Source organism: Pseudomonas sp. P129 (assembly GCF_020312195.1).
GTDB lineage: Bacteria > Pseudomonadota > Gammaproteobacteria > Pseudomonadales > Pseudomonadaceae > Aquipseudomonas > Aquipseudomonas fragariae.
In genome coordinates this window covers 1-25,208 of the sequence record NZ_JAGPYS010000020.1, presented here as the reverse complement: position 1 = coordinate 25,208, position 25,208 = coordinate 1, and the positions used below count along the sequence as shown (strand labels likewise).

Sequence of the window (25,208 nt, the reverse complement as noted above, 5' to 3'; positions counted from 1 at the left end):
CGCCTGCAGCTGATAGCTTGAAGCTTGCAGCTGCTTTACTGCGATTTCCGCACGCGCAGATACCATTCGGAAAGCAGACGTACCTGCTTGTCCGTGTAGCCCCTCTCGACCATTCGTGTCACGAAGTCGTTGTGCTTCTGCTGATCCTCTTTGCTGGCCTTGGCATTGAAGCTGATAACGGGCAGGAGGTCCTCGGTGTTGGAGAACATTTTCTTCTCGATCACCACCCGCAGCTTCTCGTAGCTGAGCCAGGTCGGGTTCTTGCCGTTGTTGTTGGCGCGGGCACGCAGCACGAAATTGACGATTTCGTTGCGGAAATCTTTCGGGTTGCTGATGCCAGCCGGTTTCTCGATCTTTTCCAGTTCCTCGTTCAAGGCCACACGGTTGAGAATCTCGCCGGTTTCCGGATCGCGGTATTCCTGATCCTGAATCCAGAAGTCTGCATACAGCACGTAACGGTCGAAAATGTTCTGACCGTACTCGCTGTAGGATTCCAGGTACGCCGTCTGGATTTCCTTGCCGATGAACTCGATATAGCGCGGTGCCAGGTATTCCTTGATAAAGCGCAGATAACGCTCGCGCGTTTCGGCGGGGAACTGCTCCTGTTCGATCTGCTGTTCCAGCACGTAAAGCAGATGCACCGGGTTGGCGGCGATTTCGTGCGGATCGAAGTTGAAGACCTTGGACAGAATCTTGAACGCGAAGCGGGTAGACAGACCATTCATGCCTTCGTCGACGCCCGCGCTGTCGCGGTATTCCTGGATCGACTTGGCTTTCGGGTCGGTGTCTTTCAGGTTCTCGCCGTCATACACGCGCATCTTGGAGTAGATGTTGGAGTTGTCCGGCTCTTTGAGGCGCGACAGCGTGGTGAACTGCGCAAGCATTTTCAGGGTGTCCGGCGCGCAGTGCGCCTTGGACAGCGAGCTGTTGAACAGCAGCTTGTCGTAGATCTTGATCTCGTCGCTGACACGCAGGCAATACGGCACCTTCACGATGTAGATACGGTCGATGAAGGCTTCGTTGTTCTTGTTGTTGCGGAAGCTGTGCCATTCCGACTCGTTGGAGTGCGCCAGCAGGATACCGGTGAACGGGATCGCGCCCAGCCCTTCGGTACTGTTGTAGTTGCCTTCCTGGGTTGCGGTAAGCAGCGGATGAAGGACCTTGATCGGTGCCTTGAACATCTCGACGAATTCCATCAGGCCCTGGTTGGCCCGGCACAGCGCGCCCGAGTAGCTGTAGGCGTCGGCGTCGTTCTGCGGGAATTCTTCCAGTTTGCGGATATCCACCTTGCCGACCAGCGCAGAGATGTCCTGGTTGTTTTCGTCGCCAGGCTCGGTTTTCGCCACGGCAATCTGGTTGAGAATCGACGGATAGAGCTTCACCACCTTGAACTGGCTGATGTCGCCGCCGAACTCGGCCAGGCGTTTGGTCGCCCAGGGCGACATGATGGTGCTCAGGTAGCGTCGCGGAATCCCGAAGTCTTCTTCGAGAATCGCGCCGTCCTCCGTGGCGTTGAACAGGCCCAAGGGCGACTCGAAGACTGGCGAGCCCTTGATGGCGTAGAACGGGACTTTTTCGATCAGTTGCTTGAGTTTTTCCGCCAGGGACGATTTACCGCCACCCACCGGGCCGAGCAGATACAGGATTTGCTTCTTCTCTTCCAGGCCTTGGGCGGCATGGCGGAAATACGAAACGATCTGGTCGATGCATTCTTCCATTCCGTGGAAGTCGGCAAAGGCCGGATAGCGGCGTATGACCTTGTTGGAGAAAATGCGCGACAGCCTGGAGTTGGTGGAGGTATCCACCAGTTCAGGTTCGCCGATAGCCAGCAGAAGACGTTCTGCGGCAGAGGCATAGGCGCTGCGGTCCTGTTTGCAGAGCTCAAGGTACTCCTGTAGCGAGAGCTCTTCTTGCCTCGTGCTTTCGAAGCGTTGTTGGAAGTGGCTGAATATACTCATGACGTCACCTCGCTCGATACGTGGAGCCGGCGGCGGATCGTCAGTCGATGCTGGCAGCAGCCGCTTAACGGCCACTGTTTCCCCCCAGAACACCCTAAAAGTAACTACCGATGACCCACGCGCCGGTGTACCGGCTCTCCCCTGAATACGGATGGCCTAGGCTAAGGATAGTTCGGATTCGGAAAGATAAAGAAGGGATGCGCGAGAAGACGGGCTGACCGTTCGTCAGATGGCTCGCGAGCCCGCGTAGAACGCGGGATCAGCTGTCATAAAAATATTTTCTATCAGCCTTGCACGGTTTCTTGTGGGTAAGTGGCGCGCCACAGCTCGAAACCACCGTCCACGCTGTACACATCGGAGAAACCCTGGCTGACCAGATAGGCTGCAGCGCTCTGGCTGGAGTTGCCGTGGTAGCAGACGACCACCAGCGGCTTGTCCAGGTCGGCTTCGCGGATGAAGTCGGCGATCGAGTGGTTGTCCAGATGCACGGAATCGGGAATGTGATTGCTCTCGAAAGCCTGCGGATCCCGGACATCGACCAGCACGGCGCCTTGCTCGCGCAGAGCCTGGGCCTGTTCGGGTGGGATACGTTTGAATTCAGTCATTGCCTGGGCTCCTGAGCCTGAGGTTACGGAAGGGGAGTAGCGCCGGGTTGCACTCGGGTAACAAGCCCGTCTGCGGCATTGCCCATAGCATCGCAATTGCACTGATGGCGTTCAAGCGTATCGACATTGAGCAGCGTCATCGAACCGCCCCAGACACATCCGCTGTCCAGGGCAAAGACGTCCGGTTCGTCGCAGCGACCTTCAAGCGCAGCCCAGTGGCCGAAAATGATTTTCACGTCGCGGGTCTTGCGGCTCTGGTGGCTGAACCAGGGCGCGTAGCCAGGTATCGCGGTGCCGACCCCTTCCTTGCTCTTCAGATCGAGCTTGCCGTCGCTGGTGCAGAAGCGCATACGCGTGAAGTAGTTGGTGATGACCCGCAGACGCGTCACGCCTTGCAGGTCGTTGTCCCACCTGGTCGGTTCATTGCCGTACATGCCGTCAAGAAAGGCGCCGTACAACTGCTCGTCCTGCAGCGCGTGCTCGACTTCGGCAGCGTGCTTCAAAGCCTTTTTCAGCGTCCACTGTGGTGCGATACCGGCATGCGCCATGGCGACATTGCGTTGAGCATCGTAATGCATGAGTTTTTGCCGACGCACCCAGCCGAGCAGGTCGTCACGGTCAGGCGCTTCAAGGATTTCAAGCAGCGTGTCGCCTTTTTTCAGCAGCTCTTTTTTGCGCGCCACTGCCAGCAGGTGCAGGTCATGATTCCCCAGCACGCACACCAGCGATTCGCGAAGGCCGTACAGGTAGCGAAGCGTTTCCAGCGATTGCGGACCACGGTTGACGAGGTCACCTACCAGCCAGAAGCGATCCTGCTCCGGGTTGAAGTGAACGTGCTCGAGCAGGCATTGCAGAGGTTCGAGGCAGCCTTGCAGGTCACCCACGGCGTACACCGCCATCAGTGCAGCGAGCCCGGAACGGCCAGCCGGAATGGCTCGATGACGGCATCGAAGCGTTTGCCGTCTTCGGCCAGCATCTGATAGGTGCCCTGCATGTTGCCGACCTTGGTGGTCATGACCGTACCACTGCTGTAGGTATGGCTGTGGCCGTTCTTGATCAGTGGCTGCTGGCCAACCACGCCTTCGCCACGCACTTCCTCGACATTGCCATCACCGTCGGTTATGACCCAGTGCCGCGACAGGAGCCGGGCAGGTAACTCGCCGTTGTTGTGCACGGTGATGGTGTAGGCGAAAGCGAAGCGGTTCTGCTCGGGTTGCGACTGCTCCGAGAGGAAGCGTGTGACGACGCTGACGTCGACCTTGTAACGAGAATCGGGCATGCAATAGGCCTTGAAATCCATAGCTGCGAAAAAAGGGCGTGTGCGGCAGGTAGATCAGTCTAGGACAAGTAAGCGGAAAATGACGACTGAGCCTGCCGTTTACTTGTCCCCAGGGTTCACTCTGTCACAACTTTTTCGCTGAGAGTGTCCGCCAGACGAACGAATGCAGCCAGATCGAGCTGCTCGGGGCGCAAGCTGCCGTCTACTCCGGAAGCGGTGATCTCATCGCTGGTCAACAGCAGCTTGAGCGTGTTGCGCAAGGTCTTGCGACGCTGGTTGAACGCTTCACGCACGATGCGCTCCAGCACACGGTGATCCTTGGCAGGGTGCGGCAGTGTTTCGTATGGGACGAGGCGCACAATGGCCGAGTCCACTTTCGGCGGCGGGTTGAACGCACCCGGTCCGACGTTGAACAGGTGCTCCACGCGGCAATGGTACTGGACCATGATCGACAGACGACCCCAGTCACCGCCGCCGGGTCCGGCAGCCATGCGCTCGACCACTTCCTTTTGCAGCATGAAGTGCATGTCGCGGATCAGGCTGGCGTTCTGCAGCAGGTGAAAAATCAGCGGTGTCGAGATGTTGTACGGCAGGTTGCCCACCACCCGCAGGCTGCGCGGTTCGGCGCCGAGGGTGTTGAAGTCGAACTTCAGTGCATCGCCCTGATGCAGGTTGAAGTTCGGCTTGCTGGCGAACTGACCGTTCAGGATCGGGATCAGGTCCTTGTCCAGCTCGACCACGTCCAGCTGAGCGCCGCTGTCGAGCAGGCCCTCGGTCAGTGCGCCCTGGCCCGGCCCGATTTCCAGCAGCCGGTCTTCAGGTCTGGCACGGATGGCACGCAGGATCTTGTCGATAACGCCTGCGTCGTGCAGGAAGTTCTGCCCGAAGCGCTTGCGCGCCCGGTGTTGGTATTGCTCGGTCATGAATGGGTCTCGGCCATCTGGTAGGCGGTTTGCAGTGCGACGTGCAGGCTGCCGGTGTCGATGTTCGCGGTGCCAGCCAGGTCCAGCGCCGTGCCGTGATCGACAGAGGTGCGGATGATTGGCAGGCCGAGCGTCACATTGACCGCTGCGCCGAAACCTTTGTATTTCAGCACGGGCAGGCCCTGATCGTGGTACATCGCCAGCACTGCATCGCAGTGCTCCAGATATTTGGGGGTAAACAGAGTGTCTGCAGGCAGCGGGCCGCGCAAGTCCAGGCCTTCGCTGCGCAGGCGCTCCAGAGCAGGTTCGATGATGTCGATTTCCTCACGACCCAGATGCCCGCTTTCGCCGGCATGAGGGTTGAGGCCGCAGACCAGAATGCGTGGGTGGGCAATGCCGAACTTGGTGACCAGATCAGCGTGCAGGATGCGTGTCACGCGCTCCAGACGATCCGCTGTGATAGCGTCGGCCACATCGCGCAACGGCAGGTGAGTGGTCACCAGTGCCACGCGCAGGTCGCCGGTTGCCAGCATCATCACCACCTGTTCGGTGTGAGTCAGTTCAGCGAGAAATTCGGTGTGTCCGGAAAACGCGATACCGCCGTCGTTGATGACGCCTTTGTGCACCGGGGCGGTGACCATGCCGCTGAACAGCCCATCCAGGCAGCCCTGGCCGGCGCGGGTCAGGGTTTGCAGGACGAACGCCGCGTTGGCCTTGTTCAGTACGCCGGTTTCCACCGGAGCAGCCAGTGGCGTATCCCAGACGTACAGACTGCCGGCAGGTGCAGGCAGGTCGGGAAACGCTTCGGGGGTGACATCGATCAGACTGACCGCTACACCCAGTTGCGCGGCCCGCTCCAGGAGCAGGTCACGGCTGGTAATGGCAATCAGGGGGTATGGCTGAGGCTGCGTGGCGAGCAGCAGGCAAAGGTCAGGACCTATGCCGGCCGGCTCGCCGGGTGTCAGTGCGAAACGCTTGGGTTTCACTGTGCAGCCTGGGTCGCGCCAGGGAGTTTGATTTCAACGTAGGCTTCGTCGCGGATCTGACGCAGCCAGGTTTGCAGCTCTTCGTCGTACTTGCGGTTACGCAGTACGTTCAGCGCCTGCTGTTCGCGAGCCTGATCGGTAGCGTCCGTGGAGCGACGACCGAGCACTTCGAGGACATGCCAGCCGTACTGGGTCTGGAACGGTTTGGACAAGACGCCTTGTGGCGTTTCGCTCATGACCTGACGGAATTCCGGAACCAGAGAGTTGGGATCAACCCAGTTCAGATCGCCGCCATTGAGTGCAGAACCCGGATCTTCCGAAAAGCTTTTTGCCAGCTCGGCGAAATCTTCGCCGTTCTCGATGCGGTCGTAGATCTTCTGGGCAAGACGCTTGGTCTCTTCCTCATTACGGATTTCGCTTGGCTTGATCAGGATATGACGCACATGCACTTCATCACGCATTTGCGCCTGACCCTGACCGCCACGCTTTTCCAGCAGCTTGAGAATGATGAAACCACCCGGCGTACGCGCAGGAGGCGTTACGTCACCGACCGGCATCGAGCTGAGCATGTCGCCGAAGGGTGGTGGCAACTGTGCAGCCTTGCGCCAGCCCATGTCGCCGCCTTCCAGTGCGTTTTCGCTGGACGAGGAGGTGGCTGCAAGACGGGTGAAGTCAGCACCTTTCTTCAGCTGGTCGTAGATACCCTTGGCTTTGACCGCTGCGGCCTGGATGGCGTCCGAAGAAGCGCTGTCAGGTGTGGCGATCAGAATGTTGGCCAGGTGAAACTCTTCAGACAGCTGAGCCTTGCCCATATCGGAGGCGAGGAAGTTCTTCACTTCCTGCTGGGACACCTGGATACGTTCGGCCACCCGGCGCTGACGCACGCGGCTGATGATCATTTCCCGGCGCACCTGTTCGCGCGCATCGTTATAGGACAGGCCGTCATGCGCCAGCGCGGCGCGGAACTGCTCCACGCTCATGTTGTTGCGCTGGGCAATGGTGCCGATGGCCTGGTTCAGCTCTTCGTCGGAGACTCGAATGCCAGACCGTTCGCCCATCTGCAACTGCAGGTTTTCCAGAATCAGACGATCCAGAACCTGTGGTTGCAGGGCTTCGGCAGGCGGTACACCAGAGCCACGCTTGGCAATGGTCTGCTGAACTTCACGTACACGCTGGTCCATCTGGCTTTTCATGATCACGTCGTTGTCGACGATGGCCACGACACTGTCCAGAGGTTGAACCGCAGCATGCACTGCACCGCTCAGGAGTAACGCGCCCAGCATCAGCGGGCGCAGACAATCAGAAAGCTTGGTCTTCACGTTCACGATAACCTTGGATGCCTTTGTCGAGGAAGCTGTCTACCTTGGCGCCAGTTACACCGCCGAGCCCCTTCAACACGATTTGTAGGAATATGCCGCGGTCGCCTTTCTCGTTCTGAGGTGCTGCCTGGCTGAATTCGTCGTAGTCGATCCAGTAACGATTGACCAGGCGCATTTTCCAGCAGCAGTTGTCGTACTCGAACCCGCCGAAAGCTTCGATGGTGCGTTCACGGTTGTAGTCATACTGCCAACGGCTGATCAGGCTCCACTGCGGCACGATCGGCCAGATGACCGAGAAATCGTGCTGCTGAATCTTGTAGTAGTCCTTCACGTAGTTTGGCGAACCCGGAGTGCCGTAGTCGCCACCGCCCACGACCCAACGGCCGGTGCTTTCGTCGTAACGAATCTGGTCGTTACGATAGCGATAGCCGAGGTTGACGACCTTGTTCGGGTTGTCTTCAGGCTGGTAGTGGAACATTGCGCTGCCCGAACGGGTGCTTCGGCTGTCCGGATCCCAGTTGAAATCGGAGTTGAAGCGCCAGTCGCGGTTGAAGCGGTATTCGTATTCCAGTGCATAAGGCGAAACGTTGGAGCGCGCATCGTCACGGTCAGCGAACGCGACACCCGGCAACTGCACCTTGCGGTCTTCGAAATACAACGCCTGACCGATGCTGAAGCGTTGGCGTTCAAAACCGTTGTCCTCGATCCAGCGGTTGGTGACGCCCAGCGACAGTTTGTTCTCGTCGCCGATGCGGTCGGAACCGGTGAAGCGATTGTCACGGAACAGCGAGGCGAAGTTGAACGTGCTTTCGCTGGTGTCGAATACCGGGATGTCGGTCTGGTCTTTCTCGGGAACATAGAGATAGAACAGGCGCGGCTCCAGGGTCTGGCGGTAATCCTTGCCGAACCAGTTGGTATTGCGGTCGAAGTACAGGCCGCTGTCGACGCTGAAGATCGGTACGCTGCGGCTTTGGCTGCTGCTGTACTCTTCGCCGGCTAGCAGGGTGTTTTTGCCCTGGCTGTCCAGATCCAGATCGTATTGCGTGTAGACATACTTCAGCTTCGGCGTCAGGAAGCCATAGGTCCAGTTCATCGGCAGGCTGACCGACGGTGCCAGGTTCAGGCGATCACCGTTGGCGCGAGCCAAGCCGGAGATGTTGTTGTCCAGACGTGTTTCGGAGTTGCCATCTTCATCGATGAACGCGCCGCTGCGCAGGTCACGCTCGAAGCGCACCGCTTCAGTCTGATAATCGAACTTCAGGCCGCCGGGGTTGTAGGGCAACGTACCGTTGAGCGTCAGCTGAGGCAGGCGGTTGTACGGCGTAACGTTGGCAACCGTCGCCAGCTTGTAGGCCTGAGCATTGAGCACTGCCGAGAAGCTGTCGCCACGGTAGGTCAGGGAGCCCTGCTGGTTGAGGAAGTCTGTTCTTTTCACGCCGATCTGATCGGTTTCCAGATCCTGGAAGTAATACGGATCACTGATATCGGTGTAATCGACCTGGGTCAGCCAGCGCGTATCAAGCCCGCCCTTGTGCTGCCAGTTGATCATCCAGCGGGTCTTGTCGTAATCGGACTGCTGTTTGCGGTCGTCATTCTCGTCGTTCAGGTACGCGCCGCCAAACTGACCTTCACTGCCCTTGGTCAGGTAGCGGAACTCGCCTTCCATCAGCAAGCCACGATCAGCCATGTAACGCGGGTACAACGTGGCGTCGTAGTTCGGTGCCAGGTTGAAGTAGTACGGGGTGACCAGCGTGAAGCCGTTGTCGCCACCTGCTGCAATGGTCGGCGGCAGGAAACCGGACTGACGACGGTCGTCGATCGGGAAGTAGATATACGGCGTATACAGAACCGGTATGTCCTTGACCCGCAGGGTAACGTTGGTCGCGGTACCGAAGCCGGTGGCCGGGTTCAGCGTGATGTTGTTGCCCTTGAGCGTCCAGGCGTTGCTGTTCGGCTCGCACGTCGTGTAGGTACCGTCCTTGAGCCGGATGATCGCGTTCTCTGCACGCTTGGCGTACAGGGCGTTACCGCGAATGTTCGACTTGTGCAGGACGTACTCGGCGTTGTCGACACGGGCTTCGCCGGTGTCGAGTTGCAGTTCGGCCTTGTCACCGACGATCAGCGCACCGTTGTCGCGCAGACGGACATCGCCGTTCAGCTCGCCACGGTTCTCGGCCTGATGCAGTGCAGCCTCCTGGGCCTGCACCTGCATGCTGCCCTGGCGCATCACCACATCACCGGCCAGCGTCGCGACCTGCGCGTCCTGTTCGTAACGCGAAGCCTTGGCTCCCACGAACATCGGCGCGTCTTTCATCGGCGTCTTGTCGTCCATGCCAGGACGGATCGGCTCGACGTAGGCACCCGAGCAATACGGGCCGGTCTCGGCCAGTTGCGCTGCGGTAAGCTTTTCGCGAGGAACCCAATCGAGGTGGCTGTAGTCAGCACTACGCGACTTCAGACCTTTGCCCTTGGCTTCAGTGACCAGTTGCGTACCCGCAGACTGTTCACCCGAAGAGGTGCCTTGTGAGGTGACCGTGCCGTTGGAGCTGACCGACGTCGTGTCATGCACGGGGCGCGGAGGCAGATCCACTGCAGCAGCATTGGATTTCGGCGCACAGTTCCAGGCACCCGAAGCAGAGACTGAGCAGTCATACTGTTCCGCGGCGACCACGAACTGAGTGGCCAGAGGTTGCATCGCCAGCAGACTGCCGGTTACGAGCAACGGAAATTTTTTACGAAACGCGGGGGATTTCAATGCCATCTTATTAGTCCGGGCTTCCTGCGCGCCATCTGCCCGCGGGGGGGCCGCACGCCTCTCGATGGGCTGAAAAAGATTCCGGATAATAAAGCATGACCCGCTTGACGGCTAGCGCCGTCGGAGACCCTTGTAATGTCAGATCAAGATATACGCCTGCAATCCCTGAAAGTTTGGCTCGATGAGCAGTTGCCGGCGCTGTTTTCGGCGCACGGTTGGGGCGCCGTGCCCCCGGCTACGTTGACTGCGGCCAGTAGTGACGCAAGTTTTCGCCGTTATTTTCGCTGGGAGGGTGCGGGCCGAACTTTTATTGTCATGGACGCCCCTCCACCGCAGGAAAACTGCAAACCGTTCGTGGATATCGCTCATTTATTGGAAAAGTCGGGCATTAATGTTCCAAAAATTTATGCCGAAGACCTGACACAAGGCTTTTTGCTGCTCAACGATCTGGGTCGTCAGACTTATCTGGATGTCATTGACGCCGACAATGCCGATGCCTTGTTCGCTGATGCCATTCAGGCGTTGCTGGCTTACCAGCAACTGCCTATGGACGCGCCGTTGCCCAGCTATGACGTCGCGTTGCTGCGCCGTGAACTGGAGCTGTTTCCCGAGTGGTACGTGAAGCGGCACCTGGGTGTCGAGATGGACGAGGCGCAACTTAGCGACTGGCAGCAGGTCAGCGAGCTGCTGATCAACAGCGCCCTGGCACAGCCCAAAGTGCTGGTGCATCGTGACTATATGCCGCGCAACCTGATGATCAGCGAGCCCAACCCGGGCGTGCTGGATTTCCAGGACGCGGTCTACGGCCCGGTTACCTATGACGTGACATGCCTGTTCAAGGACGCATTCCTGAGCTGGCCACAGGAGCGCGTGAGTGACTGGCTGCGCACCTACTGGGATCAGGCGCGGGCCATCGGCATTCCGGTACAGGAAGACTTTGCCGCTTTCGAGCGCGCCAGTGATCTGATGGGCGTACAGCGACATTTGAAGGTGATCGGCATTTTTGCGCGCATTTGCCATCGCGATGGAAAGCCTCGCTACCTGGAAGACGTTCCGCGCTTTTTCGCTTATATAGAGGCGGTACTGTCACGTCGCCCAGAGCTGGCGCAGCTCGGGCAATTGCTTACCAGTCTGCAGCCGGTAGACACCGCTGTCTGACAGAAACCGTCAACGTGATAAACAGCCGGTTTTATAAAGGGCCGCTTTGAAAGATGGCCACTTTGGAAAAGATCTTGATTGTGTCGAAGAGGACTGCATGAAAGCGATGATTCTCGCTGCCGGTAAAGGCGAGCGAATGCGCCCGTTGACCCTGCACACGCCCAAACCGTTGGTGCGTGTCGGGGATGTACCGTTGATCGAATACCACCTGAACGCCTTGCGCGATGCAGGGTTTCACCAGTTGGTCATCAACCATGCGTGGCTGGGCCAGCAGATCGAGGATTACCTGGGCGACGGTCAGCGTTTCGACCTGAGCATCCGTTACTCCCCCGAAGGTCTGCCGCTGGAAACGGGCGGCGGCATACAGCGGGCGTTGCCATTGCTTGGCCTGGAGCCGTTCGTGGTGATCAACGGGGATATCTGGACCGATTACGACTTCGGCGCATTGCGCGTGCCGCTTGAAGGCCTTGCGCACCTGGTACTGGTCGATAACCCCGCGCATCATCCGACAGGTGATTTCTCGCTGGTCGATGGTCAGGTGCGCGACGACGATTCGGCGGGGCAGCGGCTGACCTACAGCGGTATCGCCATCCTCCATCCACAGCTGTTTGCCAGCTGCGAGCCCGGCGCGTTCAAGCTCGCGCCGCTGTTGCGCGAGGCGATGCATCAGGGGCTGGTCACGGGCGAGCACTACAGAGGGCGCTGGGTCGATGTCGGCACCCACGAGCGTCTGGCTGAAGTCGAGCAGATGCTTGCGGAGACTCGCTGAATGCTCTGGCCCGGCACATTGATCGGCGCTGGAGTCGGTTATGCAATTGCCAGCATTCCAGGCGCGATGCTCGGCGCTCTATTGGGTCAGGCGCTGGATCGGCGCCTGAAACTGCAGAGTTGGGCGCATCTGCGTGAGCGTCTGGGTGGACGTGCAACGATCCCCCAGAATGACCTGCTGTTTGTGTTGCTGGGCCGTCTGGCCAAAAGTGGCGGACGGGTTCTGGCCAGCCATATCCACCAGGCACGTATCGAGATGCGCCGTTTGAATCTGAACGAGACGGATCAGTTGCGCGCCATCAACGCCTTCAAGCGCGGCCGCGATGGCAGCGATGGCCTGCGCAGTTATCTGCGTGGTCTGCAAGGGCAGCCGGACATTGCCGAAGATATGTTGCGTGCCTGCTGGCGGATGGCCTGGGCGGACGGCAAGGCTTCTCGGGTCGAGCGCGAGCTGATCGGGGTATGGGGGATGTGGCTTGGCTGGACAGGTCCGCAGATCGAGGCGCTGGCTGCTGACCACGACCCCACGAAGCGTTCGCCGATCAGCAGCGGCGACGACTACAAAAGTGCGATGACGCTGCTGGGGGTAAGGTCGGACACTGATCCTTTGAGCATCAAGCGCGCCTATCGGCGCCTGCTCAGCCGCCATCACCCTGACAAGATTGCCGGTTCGGGCGCCAATCCTCAGCAAGTGCGGGTGGCGACTGAGAAGACCAGCGAGTTGCACAATGCCTATCGGGTGGTCAAAGCCCGACGCGGGTTCAACTGAACCTGCTGGTGCGTGTGGCGCTTATTTTTCCTCTTTGGCGTCTATCCAGCCGCGAACACGGCGGAATAGCTGCTCTTGTTCGGTATCTCCGCTGCCGGCGATGTTGATCAGGCCGATCTGGGTAAAGCCTGGCCCCTTGGTGCGTTTACTGGCCTGCAGGCGGGCCTTTGCGGCCTCGTCAGGTGAGTTTTTGTAGATGAAGTCGACGGCCTTTACTTTCAGCTGAGGCACCATGTCCAACAGCGAAGGCTTGGCATTCATAGGCTCACGCGCCGCCAGCATCACCAGTTTCTGCACCACAGGCGATGTCCGCTCATTGAGGAACCTGGCCGCCCAGTACGCGCCGCTGCTGTGGCCGATCAACACGATACTGCGTGCCTTGTTCTGCTGCGCAAAGCTGATCGCGCTTTCGATCCGCGCGAAGATGCGCTCGGCCTGAGCCTTGTCGAGCGCTTCGTCGGCAGCAGCCTTGGCCGTTTCAGCCGCAGCCAGGGCCTCGGCTTCTGCGGCCGGGTCTTTTGCCGTCGCGGTAGCGTCCTTGGGGGGGTCCTTCGGTGCGTCAGTGGCGTTGGCGGCGTTTGCATCTGCTGGAGCAGCATCGGGCTCGCGTGCTCCCGGCGTATTGTCGAGCGGGTCCGGCAGGGTGATGCTCAGGCTCGACCAGCCGACATCCGGAAACTTGCGTCGTAGCGGGCCGACAGCGTCGGGCCAGTCCGGTGACTCGGCGTCGCCAGGCACAATGATGACCGCGCCTTCAGGGGCCTCAGTGTTGGCGGGTTTCCAGAGCGCGAGAAAGCTGTCGTCTCCAGCCTGAAGTTGTTGCTGATCTTCGCGCGGCAATTGACGTTCCAGCGCTATTGCGTCTTCCTGCGAGCGGCTGAGCAGTGGGGCTCTTTCGACGGGCGCTTCTGCAGCCGCGTCCTTGGCCGGGGCAGGCGCCGGGTCGGCTGCGAGGGCAGGCAAGGCGTAAGGCAGTATCAATGACAGAAACAATGCAGGAAACGTTGCGCGAAAGGTGTAGGACATCGGATATTCCAAGCCAGAAACTATCCCGGCAGCCTAATGGGTTGATCGGCTTTTGTCAGGCCTGAGCCTGCGCGGCACACGGCCGTGATACGCACACACGAGAGCGACATACTGATGATTCGTCTTCTGCGCACCGGTTTTATCGGCTGCCTGGCCTTGCTCTTGATGGCTCAGATGGCGAATACGCAGGCTGACGAACCTCAAACACCTGCCGTTGCGCAGTTGAGCGCAGCGCAACGCAACTGGCTCGACCAGCACGGACCCTTGCGCGTAGGGCTGGTACTGCGCGCGCCTTACGCGCAGTTCGATCAACGCTTGCAGCAGTTGTCCGGTGCCAACGTCGACCTGATGAATGCGCTGGCGGCGACGCTGCCGGTCGACTTGCTGTGGCGGAATTTTCCTGACCAGAGCGCGTTGGAGAACGCGCTGGCCAAGGGGGAAATCGACGTTGCGCCCGGCTTGATGCAAACCCCCGCAGGCCTGCGTCTGTGGTTGTTTTCCGACCCGTATCTGCGTGTTTCGCAGCTGTTGATCGGCGAACGTGATGGCAGCACTGCCGTGGACCTGGAGAAACTCGACAGCCTTTCGCGCGTCGCGGTACGCATGCCCAGTACCACGGCCGACTACCTGCGCAGCAACTTTGCTCACCTCAACCTGCAAGGCGTGCCGCTGGAGCGCCAGGCCTTGCAGCTGTTGCTCAGCCAGCAAGCTCGTTATGCCGTGGTGGACGAAGCGCAACTCAGTCGTCTGCTGCGCGAGCCGGAGTTCGCCGGGCTGGCGGTGGTGGGGGATATCGGGCTGCCGCAATTGTTGCGTGTGGCTTCACGACGCGACATGCCGGAGCTGGCCGCCATCGTCAGCGAAGCGTTGCGAGCGATCCCTGCCAAGGAGCTGGAGCAGTTGCACGCGCGCTGGATGCCGCTGACCCCGTCCCACTTCATCGAGTCGACCAAACTCTGGAAGAACCTGTGCATTCTGCTGCTGGTGATGTTGCTGGCGTGTTTCGCCATCGTGATCTGGCAGCGTCGCCAGCAGCAGGCGCTGGAGCAGGAGCTGCTGGCTGCGCGTGAAGAACTCGCCCGCCGTGTCGAAGAGGAGGAGGCGCTGCGCCTGGCGCAGTTTTCCATTGATCAAAGCACCGTCGGCATTCTGTGGGTCAACTGGGACAGCCGCGTGCGTTACGCCAACCGGGCGGCGGAATCCATGCTGGGCTATGCGCCGGGGCAGGTGGTCGAGCGCCCGCTGATCGATTTCGAGCCCGGTCTGCACATGGATCGCTGGCTCAACCTGTGGAAGAACGCGCGTTCCAGCGAAGACAGCCCGCAAGTGTTCGAGACCCATTGCCTGCGCGCCGATGGCAGCCTGCTGCCTGTCGATGTCTCGTTGAGCTTCCTGCGCTTTCGTGACGCTGAATACCTGGTGGTGTTCCTCACTGACGTCAGCGAGCGGCGCCGCGCGCATGATCTGTTACGTGAGTTGTCAGCGCATCTGGAAAGCGTGCGTGAAGAAGAGAAGGCGCATATTGCCCGCGAGGTTCACGACGAGCTGGGTCAGATGCTGACGGTATTGAAGCTCGAGACGTCGATGTGCGAGCTGGCCTATGCCGACCTCGACCCTGGCCTGAGCGAGCGGCTGGACAGCATGAAGCGCCTGATCGCTCAGTTGTTTCAACTGGTGCGCGATGTTGCCACGGCCTTGCGCCCACCGATTCTCGACGCCGGTATCGCTTCGGCCATCGAATGGCAGGCACGCCGTTTCGAGGCGCGTACGCAGATTCCGTGCCTGGTGCAGGTGCCGGACAATCTCCCGGCGCTCAGCGATGCCAGGGCTACGGGCATGTTCCGCATCCTTCAGGAGGCGCTGACCAACGTGATGCGCCATGCCCGCGCACACACGGTAGAGATCAGCCTGACGCTGCAGGACGGCATGATGTGCATGAGCATCGCTGATGACGGGCAGGGCTTTGTCATCGAGTCGGGCAGGGCGGTTTCGTTCGGTCTGGTCGGGATGCGCGAGCGGGTGCTGATGCTCGGCGGCAGACTGGAGCTGGACAGCGAGGTGGGTGCGGGCACAACCTTGCGCGCCTATATCCCGCTGGACACCCTCGCACAGGAGCGAAGACAGTGATTCGTGTTTTGGTAGCCGAAGACCACACCATCGTGCGTGAAGGGATCAAGCAATTGATTGGTCTGGCCAGGGATCTGCAGGTGGTGGGCGAGGCCAGCAACGGCGAACAGTTGCTCGAAACCCTGCGTCATGTGGCCTGCGAAGTGGTGCTGCTGGATATCTCCATGCCCGGCGTCAATGGCCTCGAGGCGATACCGAGGATTCTCGCACTGACCAACCCGCCGGCCATTCTGGTGTTGTCGATGCACAATGAGGCGCAGATGGCCGCGCGTGCCCTGAAGGTCGGCGCAGCAGGTTATGCCACCAAGGACAGCGACCCGGCGCTGCTGCTGACGGCCATTCGCCGGGTGGCGGCCGGTGGGCGTTATATCGATCCGGACCTGGCTGACCGCATGGTCTTTGAAGTGGGTCTCACCGACAGCCGGCCTCTGCACTCGCTGCTGTCGGAGCGCGAGTTTTCGGTGTTCGAGCGCCTTGCCCAGGGCGCCAACGTCAACGACATCGCTCAGCAACTGGCCTTGAGCAGCAAGACCATCAGCACCCACAAGGCCCGGCTGATGCAAAAAATGAAACTCAACTCGCTGGCCGATCTGGTCAAGTACGCGATGGAGCACAAGCTGCTCTGAGGCTGAAAGCGACACCCGACACCCCGCGCCCCTTTGCGACGCAGAGCGTCGAGACCTGCATTCCCACGCGGAGCGTGAGGAACGATAAGCGTCCTTGAGAACGCTATCGTGCCCATGCTCCGTGCGGAGCGTTGGGCGTCCTTGAGAGCACTATCGTGCCCATGCTCCGTGCGGAGCGTTAGGCGTCCTTGAGAACACTATTGTGCCCATGCTCCATGCGGAGCGTTAGGCGTCCTTGAGAGCACTATCGTGCCCATGCTCCGCGTGGGCATGCCGTTCGGGACGCTCTGCGTCCTCTTGCAACGCAGTGCGTCGAGAAGGATGCCTGAGCCGACTTATCCAATCGCGCCATCTCTGTAGGGCAATCCCTACCCCTGGCCTTCCAGCCGGCCTAGGCGATTCTCTCCCGGCCACCGATTTGCGGGGGCTTCGGGCTGCTCTAGGCTGGAGCCCACGCAGACAAAACAAGGGTGTGGGTAATGAGCGACGTCGATACAAGCGCTGGAGCAAATGATGTTCTGGTCAGCTTTCGTGGTGTGCAGAAGAGCTACGACGGCGAAGCACTGATCGTCAAAGACCTCAACCTGGACATTCGCAAGGGCGAGTTCCTGACCCTGCTCGGTCCTTCCGGCTCCGGCAAGACCACCAGCCTGATGATGCTGGCCGGTTTCGAGACCCCGACGGCCGGTGAAATCCTCCTCGGTGGCCGCGCCATCAACAACGTGCCACCGCATAAACGCGACATCGGCATGGTGTTCCAGAACTACGCCTTGTTTCCGCACATGACCGTGGCCGAGAACCTGGCGTTCCCGTTATCGGTGCGTGGCATGAGCAAGACAGACGTCGGCGAGAAGGTCAAAAAGGCACTGGGCATGGTCCAGCTCGATACCTTTGCGCATCGCTATCCGGCGCAGCTGTCCGGTGGCCAGCAGCAGCGCGTTGCGCTGGCGCGTGCGCTGGTCTTCGAACCGCAACTGGTGCTGATGGATGAGCCGCTCGGCGCCCTCGACAAGCAGCTGCGCGAACACATGCAGATGGAGATCAAGCACTTGCACCAGCGCCTGGGTGTGACCGTGGTCTATGTGACTCACGACCAGGGCGAAGCGCTGACCATGTCGGACCGGGTCGCGGTCTTCCATCAGGGCGAGATCCAGCAGATCGCGCCGCCCCGCAGCTTGTACGAAGAACCGAAGAACACCTTCGTCGCCAACTTCATCGGCGAGAACAACCGCCTCAACGGACGTCTGGTCAGTCAGGACGGCGACCGCTGTGTGGTCGAGCTGGAGCGTGGCGAAAAAGTCCACGCGCTGGCAATCAATGTCGGTCAGCCAGGTGGCCCGGTCACCCTGTCGATCCGTCCCGAGCGCATCAACCTCAATGGCCGCAGCGAGAGCTGCGCCAACCGTTTTTCCGGTCGTGTGGCCGAGTTCATCTATCTGGGCGACCACGTTCGCGTGCGTCTGGAAGTGGCAGGCAAGCACGACTTCTTCGTCAAACAGCCGATTGCCGAACTGGACCCCGGCCTGAGCGTGGGCGACGTGGTGCCCATCGGCTGGCAAGTCGAGCACGTCCGAGCGCTCGACCCCTTGCAGCAAGTGCATTGATCTACCGACAAAAGCAATAACAGAGGCGACCTGATCGCCCATCCCAATCGCTTACCAACACTGCTCGTGGAGAAAAGAACACATGTTGAAATCTTTGAAGTTCACCGCCATCACGTTGGGCATGATGTGCGCGGCGCAAGCCATGGCAGCCACCGACCTGACCGTCATCTCCTTTGGCGGTGCCAACAAGGCCGCTCAGGAAAAAGCCTTTTACGCGCCTTGGGAAAAGGCTGGCAACGGCAAGATCATCGCCGGTGAGTACAACGGGGAAATGGCCAAGGTCAAAACCATGGTCGACACCAAGAGCGTTTCCTGGGACCTGGTAGAAGTCGAATCGCCGGAACTGGCGCGTGGTTGCGACGAAGACATGTTCGAAGAGCTGGACCCGAAACAGCTGGGCAATGCCGCTGACTTCGTGCCTGGCGCCATCACCACCTGCGGTGCCGGCTTCTTCGTCTGGTCCACCGTGCTGGCCTACAACGCTGACAAAGTCAGCACTGCACCCAGCGGCTGGGCCGATTTCTGGGACACCAAGAAATTCCCGGGCAAGCGCGGCCTGCGCAAAGGCGCCAAGTACACCCTGGAATTCGCCCTGATGGCCGACGGCGTTGCGCCGAAAGACGTCTACAAGGTATTGGCTAGCAAAGACGGCCAGGACCGCGCGTTCAAAAAGCTGGATGAGCTCAAGCCAAACATTCAGTGGTGGGAAGCCGGCGCGCAGCCGCCGCAGTACCTCGCTTCCGGTGACGTGGTGATGAGCTCGGCCTACAACGGCCGGATCGCCGCCGTGCAGAAGGAAAGCAATCTCAAGGTCGTGTGGACCGGTGGCGTGTATGACTTCGACGCCTGGGCCATCCCGAAGGGTTCGAAAAACGCCGATGCCGCGAAGAAGTTCATCGCCTACATGCTGAGCCCCGAGCAGCAGAAGACCTACTCGCAGAACATCGCCTACGGCCCGGCCAACACCCAGGCGGTCAAGCTGCTGGACAAGGAAACCCTGCAGAACATGCCGACCACGCCTGAGAACATCAAGGATCAGGTGCAGATGGACGTGGCGTTCTGGACCGACAACGGCGAATCCCTCGAGCAGCGTTTCACTGCCTGGGCTGCCAAGTAATCCGTTTGCGTTGAGTCAGAACCGGGCGCTCCCTGAAACGGGGAGCGCCCCCTCGTTGAAAGATTCCGGAGTTCGCTATGGCCATCGCCGTGCCCTTGACTGAAGGCGCCAGCCCTAACTTGAAGCAACGTCTCGCTCGCGCCGAGCGGGTCAACCGCTGGAAGGCTCAGGCACTGATCGCGCCGTTGGTGATTTTCCTGTTGTTGGTGTTTCTCGTGCCCATCGCTGCGCTGCTTTACAAGAGCGTCGGCAACCCCGAAGTCGTGACGGCGCTGCCGACCACCGTGGTCGAAGTGCAAAAATGGGATGGTAAAGGGCTGCCGCCCGAGTCGGTCTACAAAGCGATGAGCCTGGACCTGGCCGAAACGCGCAAGAATTCCACGCTGGGCGATCTGTCCAAGCGTCTGAACATCGAACTGGCCGGATACCGCAGCCTGCTGAGCAAAACCGTACGCGCGCTGCCGTTCAAGACTGAACCGGCCTCTTATAAAGAAGCACTCGAAGCGCTGGACGAGCGTTGGGGCGACCCGGCCTATTGGCAGGCAGTGCGTCGCAATACCAGCAGCATCACCCCGTATTACCTGCTGGCGGCGGTCGACCATCGCATCGATGACCTCGGCGAAATCGCCCCGGCGACTCCGGACCAGGCGATCTATCTGGACATCTTCGCCCGCACGTTCTGGATGGGCCTGGTGATTACCGCGATCTGTCTGGTGCTGGCTTATCCGCTGGCCTATCTGCTGGCCAGCCTGCCTGCGCGGCAGAGCAACCTACTGATGATTCTGGTGCTGCTGCCGTTCTGGACCTCGATTCTGGTGCGCGTGGCCGCCTGGATCGTGTTGTTGCAGTCCAGCGGTCTGATCAACAGTGCCTTGCTGGCGATGGGCATCATCGACAAGCCGCTCGAACTGGTTTTCAACCGGGTAGGGGTGTACATCTCGATGGTGCACATCATGCTGCCGTTCATGATCTTGCCGATCTACAGCGTGATGAAGAACATTTCCCCGACCTACATGCGCGCGGCGATTTCGCTGGGCTGCCATCCGTTTGCGAGCTTCTGGCGCGTGTACTTCCCGCAGACCTACGCCGGGATCGGGGCCGGCTGTCTGCTGGTGTTCATTCTGTCGATCGGCTACTACATCACCCCGGCGTTGCTGGGCAGCCCGAACGATCAGATGGTCAGCTATTTCGTCGCGTTCTACACCAACACCAGCATCAACTGGGGCATGGCCACCGCGCTCGGCGGGCTGCTGCTGTTGGCGACCATCGTGCTGTACCTGATTTATAGCTGGCTGGTCGGCGCCAGCCGCCTGCGTCTGAGCTAAGGAGCGTGACCATGCTGAACCCATACACATCGCCGATCGAGCGCCTCTGGTATTACACCTTGCGCATCATCTGCACGCTGGTGCTGCTGTTTCTTGTGCTGCCGGTACTGGTCATCGTGCCGCTGTCATTCAACTCCGGCAGCTTTCTGGTCTATCCGCTGCAAGGCTTCTCGTTGCAGTGGTATCAGGACTTCTTCAACTCTGCCGAGTGGATGCGCGCGCTGAAGAACAGCATGATCGTCGCCCCGGCTGCGACCCTGCTGGCGATGGGCTTCGGCACGCTGGCGGCGATCGGCCTGACCCGCGGCAACTTCCCCGGCAAGGCGCTGGTCATGGCCCTGGTGATTTCGCCGATGGTGGTGCCGGTGGTGATCGTCGGCGTCGCCAGCTACCTGTTCTTCGCGCCACTGGGCCTGGGCAATAGCTACACCTCGCTGATTCTGGTCCATGCGGTGCTGGGCGTGCCGTTCGTGATCATCACCGTGTCGGCTACTTTGCAGGGCTTCAATCACAACCTGGTGCGCGCTGCTGCCAGCCTCGGTGCATCGCCGCTGACCGCGTTCTGGCGCGTGACGCTGCCGCTGATTGCGCCGGGGGTGATTTCCGGCGCGCTGTTCGCCTTCGCGACCTCGTTCGACGAAGTGGTGGTCACGCTGTTCCTCGCCGGGCCGGAACAGGCGACCCTGCCTCGGCAGATGTTCAGCGGCATTCGCGAAAACCTCAGCCCGACCATCGCCGCCGCTGCGACCCTGCTGATCGGCTTCTCGGTGGTCTTGCTGCTGGTGCTGGAGTGGCTGAGGGGGCGCAGCGAAAAACTGCGAACGGCGCAGTGACTGAAAGCTGCAAGCTTCAAGCTTCAAGCATCTTGATTTGCTTCTGCTTCTGCTTCTGCTTGCAGCTTGCAGCTTGCAGCTTGCAGCTTGCAGCTCGAGGCTCGAAGCTTACCGCTCCGGGCGAAGCTTGGCGTACAATCCGCGCACCGTGATTCTGCTCAAACAGGTGCGTCATGCAGCCCTTCGTTATTGCCCCATCGATTCTTTCCGCTGACTTCGCCCGTCTGGGTGAGGAAGTCGACAACGTGCTGTCCAGCGGCGCCGACTTTGTCCACTTCGATGTCATGGACAATCACTACGTCCCGAACCTGACCATTGGTCCGATGGTGTGCAGCGCGCTGCGCAAATATGGCGTCACTGCACCGATTGACGTGCACCTGATGGTCAGCCCGGTGGATCGCATCATCGGCGACTTCATCGAGGCCGGTGCCACCTACATCACCTTTCACCCGGAAGCGACCCAGCACATCGACCGTTCGCTGCAGTTGATCCGCGAGGGTGGCTGCAAGGCGGGCCTGGTGTTCAACCCGGCCACGCCGTTGAACCTGCTCGAATACGTCATGGACAAGGTCGACATGATCCTGCTCATGAGCGTCAACCCCGGTTTTGGCGGGCAGAAGTTCATTCCCGGCACGCTCAACAAGCTGCGTGAAGCGCGCGCCCTGATCGATGCTTCCGGACGCGACATCCGCCTGGAAATCGACGGCGGCGTGAACGTCAACAATATCCGCGAAATCGCAGCGGCAGGTGCTGATACCTTCGTCGCCGGTTCAGCCATTTTCAATGCGCCGGACTACCGCGAAGTGATCGAAAAGATGCGCACAGAACTGGCGTCATCCCGCGCATGAGCGGCTTCGAGCAGCTGTTTGCAGGCAAGCTTCCCAAGCTGATCATGTTCGACCTGGACGGCACCCTGGTGGACTCGGTGCCCGATCTGGCCGTGGCGGTGGACACCATGCTCGCTGAGCTGGGGCGTCCGATCGCCGGGCTGGAATCGGTGCGGGCCTGGGTGGGCAACGGTGCGCCGGTGCTGGTACGCCGCGCGCTGGCCAACAACCTCGACCACAGTGGAGTCGATGACGCCCTGGCCGAGCAGGGCCTGGAAATCTTCATGCGCGCTTATGCACAAAAGCATGAGTTCACCGTGGTCTACCCCGGCGTGCGCGAAACCCTCAAGTGGCTGCAGAAAATGGGTGTCGAAATGGCGCTCATCACCAACAAGCCGGAGCGCTTCGTCGCGCCGCTGCTGGACGAGATGAAGCTGGGGCGTTTCTTTCGCTGGATTGTCGGCGGTGACACCATGCCGCAGAAAAAGCCTGATCCTGCTGCACTGTTCCTCGTGATGAAAATGGCCGGTGCACCTGCCTCGCAATCGCTGTTCGTCGGCGACTCGCGCAGTGACGTGCAGGCTGCCAAGGCTGCCGGTGTGGCCTGCGTCGCGTTGAGCTATGGCTACAACCACGGGCGACCGATTGCCGAGGAAAACCCGGCGATGGTCATCGATGATCTGCGCAGACTGATTCCCGGTTGCCTGGACATGGACGCTGAGATACTGTTGCCCGACATCAAACGTCCCTCCTCAAGAGAATCCATCGTGGTGGTCACTCGCAAACTCTGGATGAAAGTCATCAAGGCCCTGGCCCGCTGGCGTTGGCGCGCCTGACCTGATTCTGGCCGGCCTGCCGGCACGTTTGCCTTACTGACCGTTTTGTCCTCAAACCACGAGGTTGCTCATGAACCGTGAAGAATTCCTGCGTTTGGCCGCCGAAGGCTACAACCGCATCCCGCTTGCCCGCGAAACCCTGGCCGACTTCGACACGCCGCTGTCGATCTACCTCAAGCTTGCCGATCAGCCCAACTCCTATCTGCTGGAGTCGGTGCAGGGCGGCGAGAAGTGGGGGCGTTATTCGATCATCGGCCTGCCGTGCCGCACCGTGATGCGCGTGCATGGTCATCACGTCAGCGTGACCCATGATGGCGTCGAGATCGAAAGCCTGGATGTCGAAGACCCGCTGGACTTCGTCGAAACCTTCAAGGCGCGTTACAACGTGCCGACCATCGCCGGGCTGCCACGTTTCAACGGCGGGCTGGTGGGCTACTTTGGCTATGACTGTGTGCGCTATGTCGAGAAGCGTCTGGCCAACTGCCCGAATCCCGACCCGCTGGGCGTGCCGGATATCCTGTTGATAGTGTCTGACGCGGTCGTGGTGTTCGACAACCTGGCGGGCAAGATGCACGCCATCGTGCTGATCGATCCAACGCAGCAGGACGCCTACGCAAGTGGTATGGCGCAGCTCGATGAACTGATGCACAAGCTGCGTCAGCCGATCACGCCGCGCCGCGGCCTTGATCTGGACCGGCCGCCGGCGGCCGACCCGGTGTTTCGTTCCAGCTTTACCCAAGACGATTACGAGGCGGCGGTCGATACGATCAAGCAGTACATCCTCGCCGGCGACGTGATGCAGGTTGTACCGTCGCAGCGCATGTCCATCGATTTCAGCGCCGCGCCGATCGATCTGTATCGGGCGCTGCGCTGCTTCAACCCGACGCCTTATATGTATTTCTTCAACTTCGGCGACTTCCATGTCGTCGGCAGTTCGCCGGAAGTGCTGGTGCGGGTCGAGGACAATCTGATCACTGTGCGTCCGATCGCCGGTACTCGTCCTCGCGGCGCCACCGAAGAGGCGGATCGCGCGCTGGAAGAAGACCTGCTCTCCGATCACAAGGAAATCGCCGAGCACTTGATGCTCATCGATCTCGGCCGCAACGATACCGGTCGGGTGTCCGAGATTGGCACGGTCAAACTGACCGAGAAAATGGTCATCGAGCGTTATTCCAACGTCATGCACATCGTATCCAACGTCACAGGCCAGTTGAAAAGCGGGTTGAGCGCGATGGACGCGCTGCGCGCGATTCTGCCGGCGGGCACCCTGTCCGGGGCGCCGAAGATCCGCGCCATGGAAATCATCGACGAGTTGGAGCCGGTCAAACGCGGCGTCTACGGCGGCGCAGTCGGTTACCTGGCCTGGAACGGCAACATGGACACGGCGATTGCGATTCGGACCGCAGTGATCAAGGATGGTGAGCTGCATGTACAGGCCGGTGGCGGCATTGTCGCCGACTCCGTGCCAGTGCTGGAATGGGAAGAAACCCTGAACAAACGCCGCGCCATGTTCCGCGCCGTAGCCCTGGCCTCGCAGCCTGCCGAGGGTTGAGCAGGCTGGATGCTCTGCGTCTCAAAGCGGACGCAGAGCATCCCGCGATACTTGAGATTATCGTTCCTCACGCTCCAGCGTGGGAATGCCGTGGGTGACGCTCCGCGTCACAGATCTGCGCCGCGCCGCAGAGTCAGGACAGGACGCGGAGCGTCCAGAACGGCATGCGACGCGGAGCGTCGCACGATAGTCAGGCTTGCTGCTCTGGTAATGAACGGTAGTTGGAGAGCTATCGTTCCTCACGCTCCAGCGTGGGAATGCCGTGGGTGACGCTCCGCGTCACAGATCTGCGCCGCGCCGCAGTTCTCAGGACAGGACGCGGAGCGTCCAGAACGGCATGCGACGCGGAGCGTCGCACGATAGTCAGGCTTGCTGCTCTGGTAATGAACGGTAGTTGGAGAGCTATCGTTCCTCACGCTCCAGCGTGGGAATGCCGCGGGTGACGCTCCGCGTCACAGATCTGCGCCGCGCCGCAGAGTCAGGACAGGACGCGGAGCGTCGCACGATAGTCAGGCTTGCTGCTCTGGTAATGAACGGTAGTTGGAGAGCTATCGTTCCTCACGCTCCAGCGTGGGAATGCCGTGGGTGACGCTCCGCGTCACAGATCTGCGCCGCGCCGCAGTTCTCAGGACAGGACGCGGAGCGTCCAGAACGGCATGCGACGCGGAGCGTCGCACGATAGTCAGGCTTGCTGCTCTGGTAATGAACGGTAGTTGGAGAACTATCGTTCCTCACGCTCCAGCGTGGGAATGCCGTGGGTGACGCTCCGCGTCACAGATCTGCGCCGCGCCGCAGTTCTCAGGACAGGACGCGGA

21 protein-coding genes are annotated in these 25,208 nt (G+C 60.4%); 12 read left to right on the top strand and 9 right to left on the bottom strand.

Going from position 1 to position 25,208, the window contains the following annotated elements; translation table 11 throughout:
* Positions 1-35: 35 nt before the first annotated feature.
* From KBY02_RS25295 to KBY02_RS25260, 8 genes are all read right to left on the bottom strand, one after another.
* Positions 36-1,958 (bottom strand): PrkA family serine protein kinase, encoded by a 1,923-nt coding sequence (locus KBY02_RS25295; RefSeq protein ID WP_003316247.1) that lies wholly within the window; start codon positions 1,956-1,958, stop codon positions 36-38.
* A 284-nt stretch (positions 1,959-2,242) separates the two neighbouring features.
* Positions 2,243-2,563: a thiosulfate sulfurtransferase GlpE gene (gene glpE / locus KBY02_RS25290; protein ID WP_003402047.1), complete on the bottom strand. Its 321-nt coding sequence runs from the start codon at positions 2,561-2,563 to the stop codon at positions 2,243-2,245.
* Positions 2,564-2,586: 23 nt separating this feature from the next.
* A complete protein-coding gene (locus KBY02_RS25285) occupies positions 2,587-3,462 on the bottom strand; it encodes a symmetrical bis(5'-nucleosyl)-tetraphosphatase (protein WP_225650846.1) in 876 nt (291 codons plus the stop codon).
* A complete protein-coding gene (gene apaG, locus KBY02_RS25280) occupies positions 3,462-3,842 on the bottom strand; it encodes a Co2+/Mg2+ efflux protein ApaG (protein WP_024639778.1) in 381 nt (126 codons plus the stop codon). Before apaG ends, KBY02_RS25285 begins: the two co-directional genes overlap by 1 nt.
* A gap of 116 nt (positions 3,843-3,958) precedes the next feature.
* Entirely contained in the window at positions 3,959-4,765 is an 807-nt protein-coding gene (rsmA, locus tag KBY02_RS25275; protein ID WP_003402042.1) for a 16S rRNA (adenine(1518)-N(6)/adenine(1519)-N(6))-dimethyltransferase RsmA, read from the bottom strand.
* On the bottom strand, positions 4,762-5,751 hold the full coding sequence (pdxA, locus tag KBY02_RS25270; protein ID WP_003402040.1) for a 4-hydroxythreonine-4-phosphate dehydrogenase PdxA: 990 nt from the start codon (positions 5,749-5,751) through the stop codon (positions 4,762-4,764). Before pdxA ends, rsmA begins: the two co-directional genes overlap by 4 nt.
* Positions 5,748-7,070, bottom strand: a complete 1,323-nt coding sequence (locus KBY02_RS25265) for a peptidylprolyl isomerase (protein ID WP_024639777.1) — start codon at positions 7,068-7,070, stop codon at positions 5,748-5,750. The genes pdxA and KBY02_RS25265 overlap by 4 nt, the downstream gene beginning before the upstream one ends.
* Positions 7,051-9,831 carry an LPS-assembly protein LptD gene (locus tag KBY02_RS25260; protein WP_024639776.1) on the bottom strand — a complete coding sequence of 927 codons (2,781 nt, stop codon included), beginning with the start codon at positions 9,829-9,831 and terminating at the stop codon, positions 7,051-7,053. The genes KBY02_RS25265 and KBY02_RS25260 overlap by 20 nt, the downstream gene beginning before the upstream one ends.
* Before the next feature lie 129 nt (positions 9,832-9,960).
* On the opposite strand from KBY02_RS25260, the gene KBY02_RS25255 reads away from it, so the two are divergent.
* From KBY02_RS25255 to KBY02_RS25245, 3 genes are all read left to right on the top strand, one after another.
* Positions 9,961-10,983 carry an aminoglycoside phosphotransferase family protein gene (locus KBY02_RS25255; RefSeq protein WP_032655944.1) on the top strand — a complete coding sequence of 341 codons (1,023 nt, stop codon included), beginning with the start codon at positions 9,961-9,963 and terminating at the stop codon, positions 10,981-10,983.
* 97 nt (positions 10,984-11,080) lie between these two features.
* Complete coding sequence (gene murU / locus KBY02_RS25250; protein WP_032655947.1) at positions 11,081-11,752, top strand: N-acetylmuramate alpha-1-phosphate uridylyltransferase MurU; 672 nt, start codon at positions 11,081-11,083, stop codon at positions 11,750-11,752.
* Complete coding sequence (locus tag KBY02_RS25245) at positions 11,753-12,520, top strand: DnaJ domain-containing protein (RefSeq protein ID WP_104684603.1); 768 nt, start codon at positions 11,753-11,755, stop codon at positions 12,518-12,520. It abuts the gene before it with no gap.
* A 21-nt stretch (positions 12,521-12,541) separates the two neighbouring features.
* Here the strand turns inward: KBY02_RS25245 and KBY02_RS25240 are convergent, their stop codons facing one another.
* Positions 12,542-13,546: an alpha/beta hydrolase family protein gene (locus KBY02_RS25240; protein WP_225650845.1), complete on the bottom strand. Its 1,005-nt coding sequence runs from the start codon at positions 13,544-13,546 to the stop codon at positions 12,542-12,544.
* 114 nt (positions 13,547-13,660) lie between these two features.
* Between KBY02_RS25240 and KBY02_RS25235 the strand changes: the two genes are divergently transcribed.
* The 9 genes from KBY02_RS25235 (at position 13,661) to trpE (ending at position 24,393) form a co-directional block, all read left to right on the top strand.
* Positions 13,661-15,673, top strand: coding sequence for a transporter substrate-binding domain-containing protein (locus tag KBY02_RS25235; RefSeq protein ID WP_104684601.1), 2,013 nt, complete (start codon positions 13,661-13,663; stop codon positions 15,671-15,673).
* Positions 15,670-16,299: a response regulator transcription factor gene (locus KBY02_RS25230; RefSeq protein WP_003341145.1), complete on the top strand. Its 630-nt coding sequence runs from the start codon at positions 15,670-15,672 to the stop codon at positions 16,297-16,299. The genes KBY02_RS25235 and KBY02_RS25230 overlap by 4 nt, the downstream gene beginning before the upstream one ends.
* A 479-nt stretch (positions 16,300-16,778) precedes the next feature.
* Positions 16,779-17,903, top strand: coding sequence for an ABC transporter ATP-binding protein (locus KBY02_RS25225; protein WP_011269125.1), 1,125 nt, complete (start codon positions 16,779-16,781; stop codon positions 17,901-17,903).
* 82 nt (positions 17,904-17,985) lie between these two features.
* On the top strand, positions 17,986-19,020 hold the full coding sequence (locus KBY02_RS25220) for a polyamine ABC transporter substrate-binding protein (protein ID WP_003394920.1): 1,035 nt from the start codon (positions 17,986-17,988) through the stop codon (positions 19,018-19,020).
* A gap of 77 nt (positions 19,021-19,097) precedes the next feature.
* Positions 19,098-20,345 carry an ABC transporter permease gene (locus KBY02_RS25215; protein WP_024642213.1) on the top strand — a complete coding sequence of 416 codons (1,248 nt, stop codon included), beginning with the start codon at positions 19,098-19,100 and terminating at the stop codon, positions 20,343-20,345.
* Positions 20,346-20,356: 11 nt separating this feature from the next.
* On the top strand, positions 20,357-21,178 hold the full coding sequence (locus tag KBY02_RS25210; protein ID WP_003402023.1) for an ABC transporter permease: 822 nt from the start codon (positions 20,357-20,359) through the stop codon (positions 21,176-21,178).
* Positions 21,179-21,351: 173 nt separating this feature from the next.
* Entirely contained in the window at positions 21,352-22,026 is a 675-nt protein-coding gene (rpe, locus tag KBY02_RS25205; protein ID WP_003304938.1) for a ribulose-phosphate 3-epimerase, read from the top strand.
* Positions 22,023-22,841: a phosphoglycolate phosphatase gene (locus tag KBY02_RS25200; RefSeq protein WP_225650844.1), complete on the top strand. Its 819-nt coding sequence runs from the start codon at positions 22,023-22,025 to the stop codon at positions 22,839-22,841. The genes rpe and KBY02_RS25200 overlap by 4 nt, the downstream gene beginning before the upstream one ends.
* Before the next feature lie 70 nt (positions 22,842-22,911).
* Positions 22,912-24,393, top strand: a complete 1,482-nt coding sequence (gene trpE / locus KBY02_RS25195; protein WP_225650843.1) for an anthranilate synthase component I — start codon at positions 22,912-22,914, stop codon at positions 24,391-24,393.
* Positions 24,394-25,208: the final 815 nt, after the last annotated feature.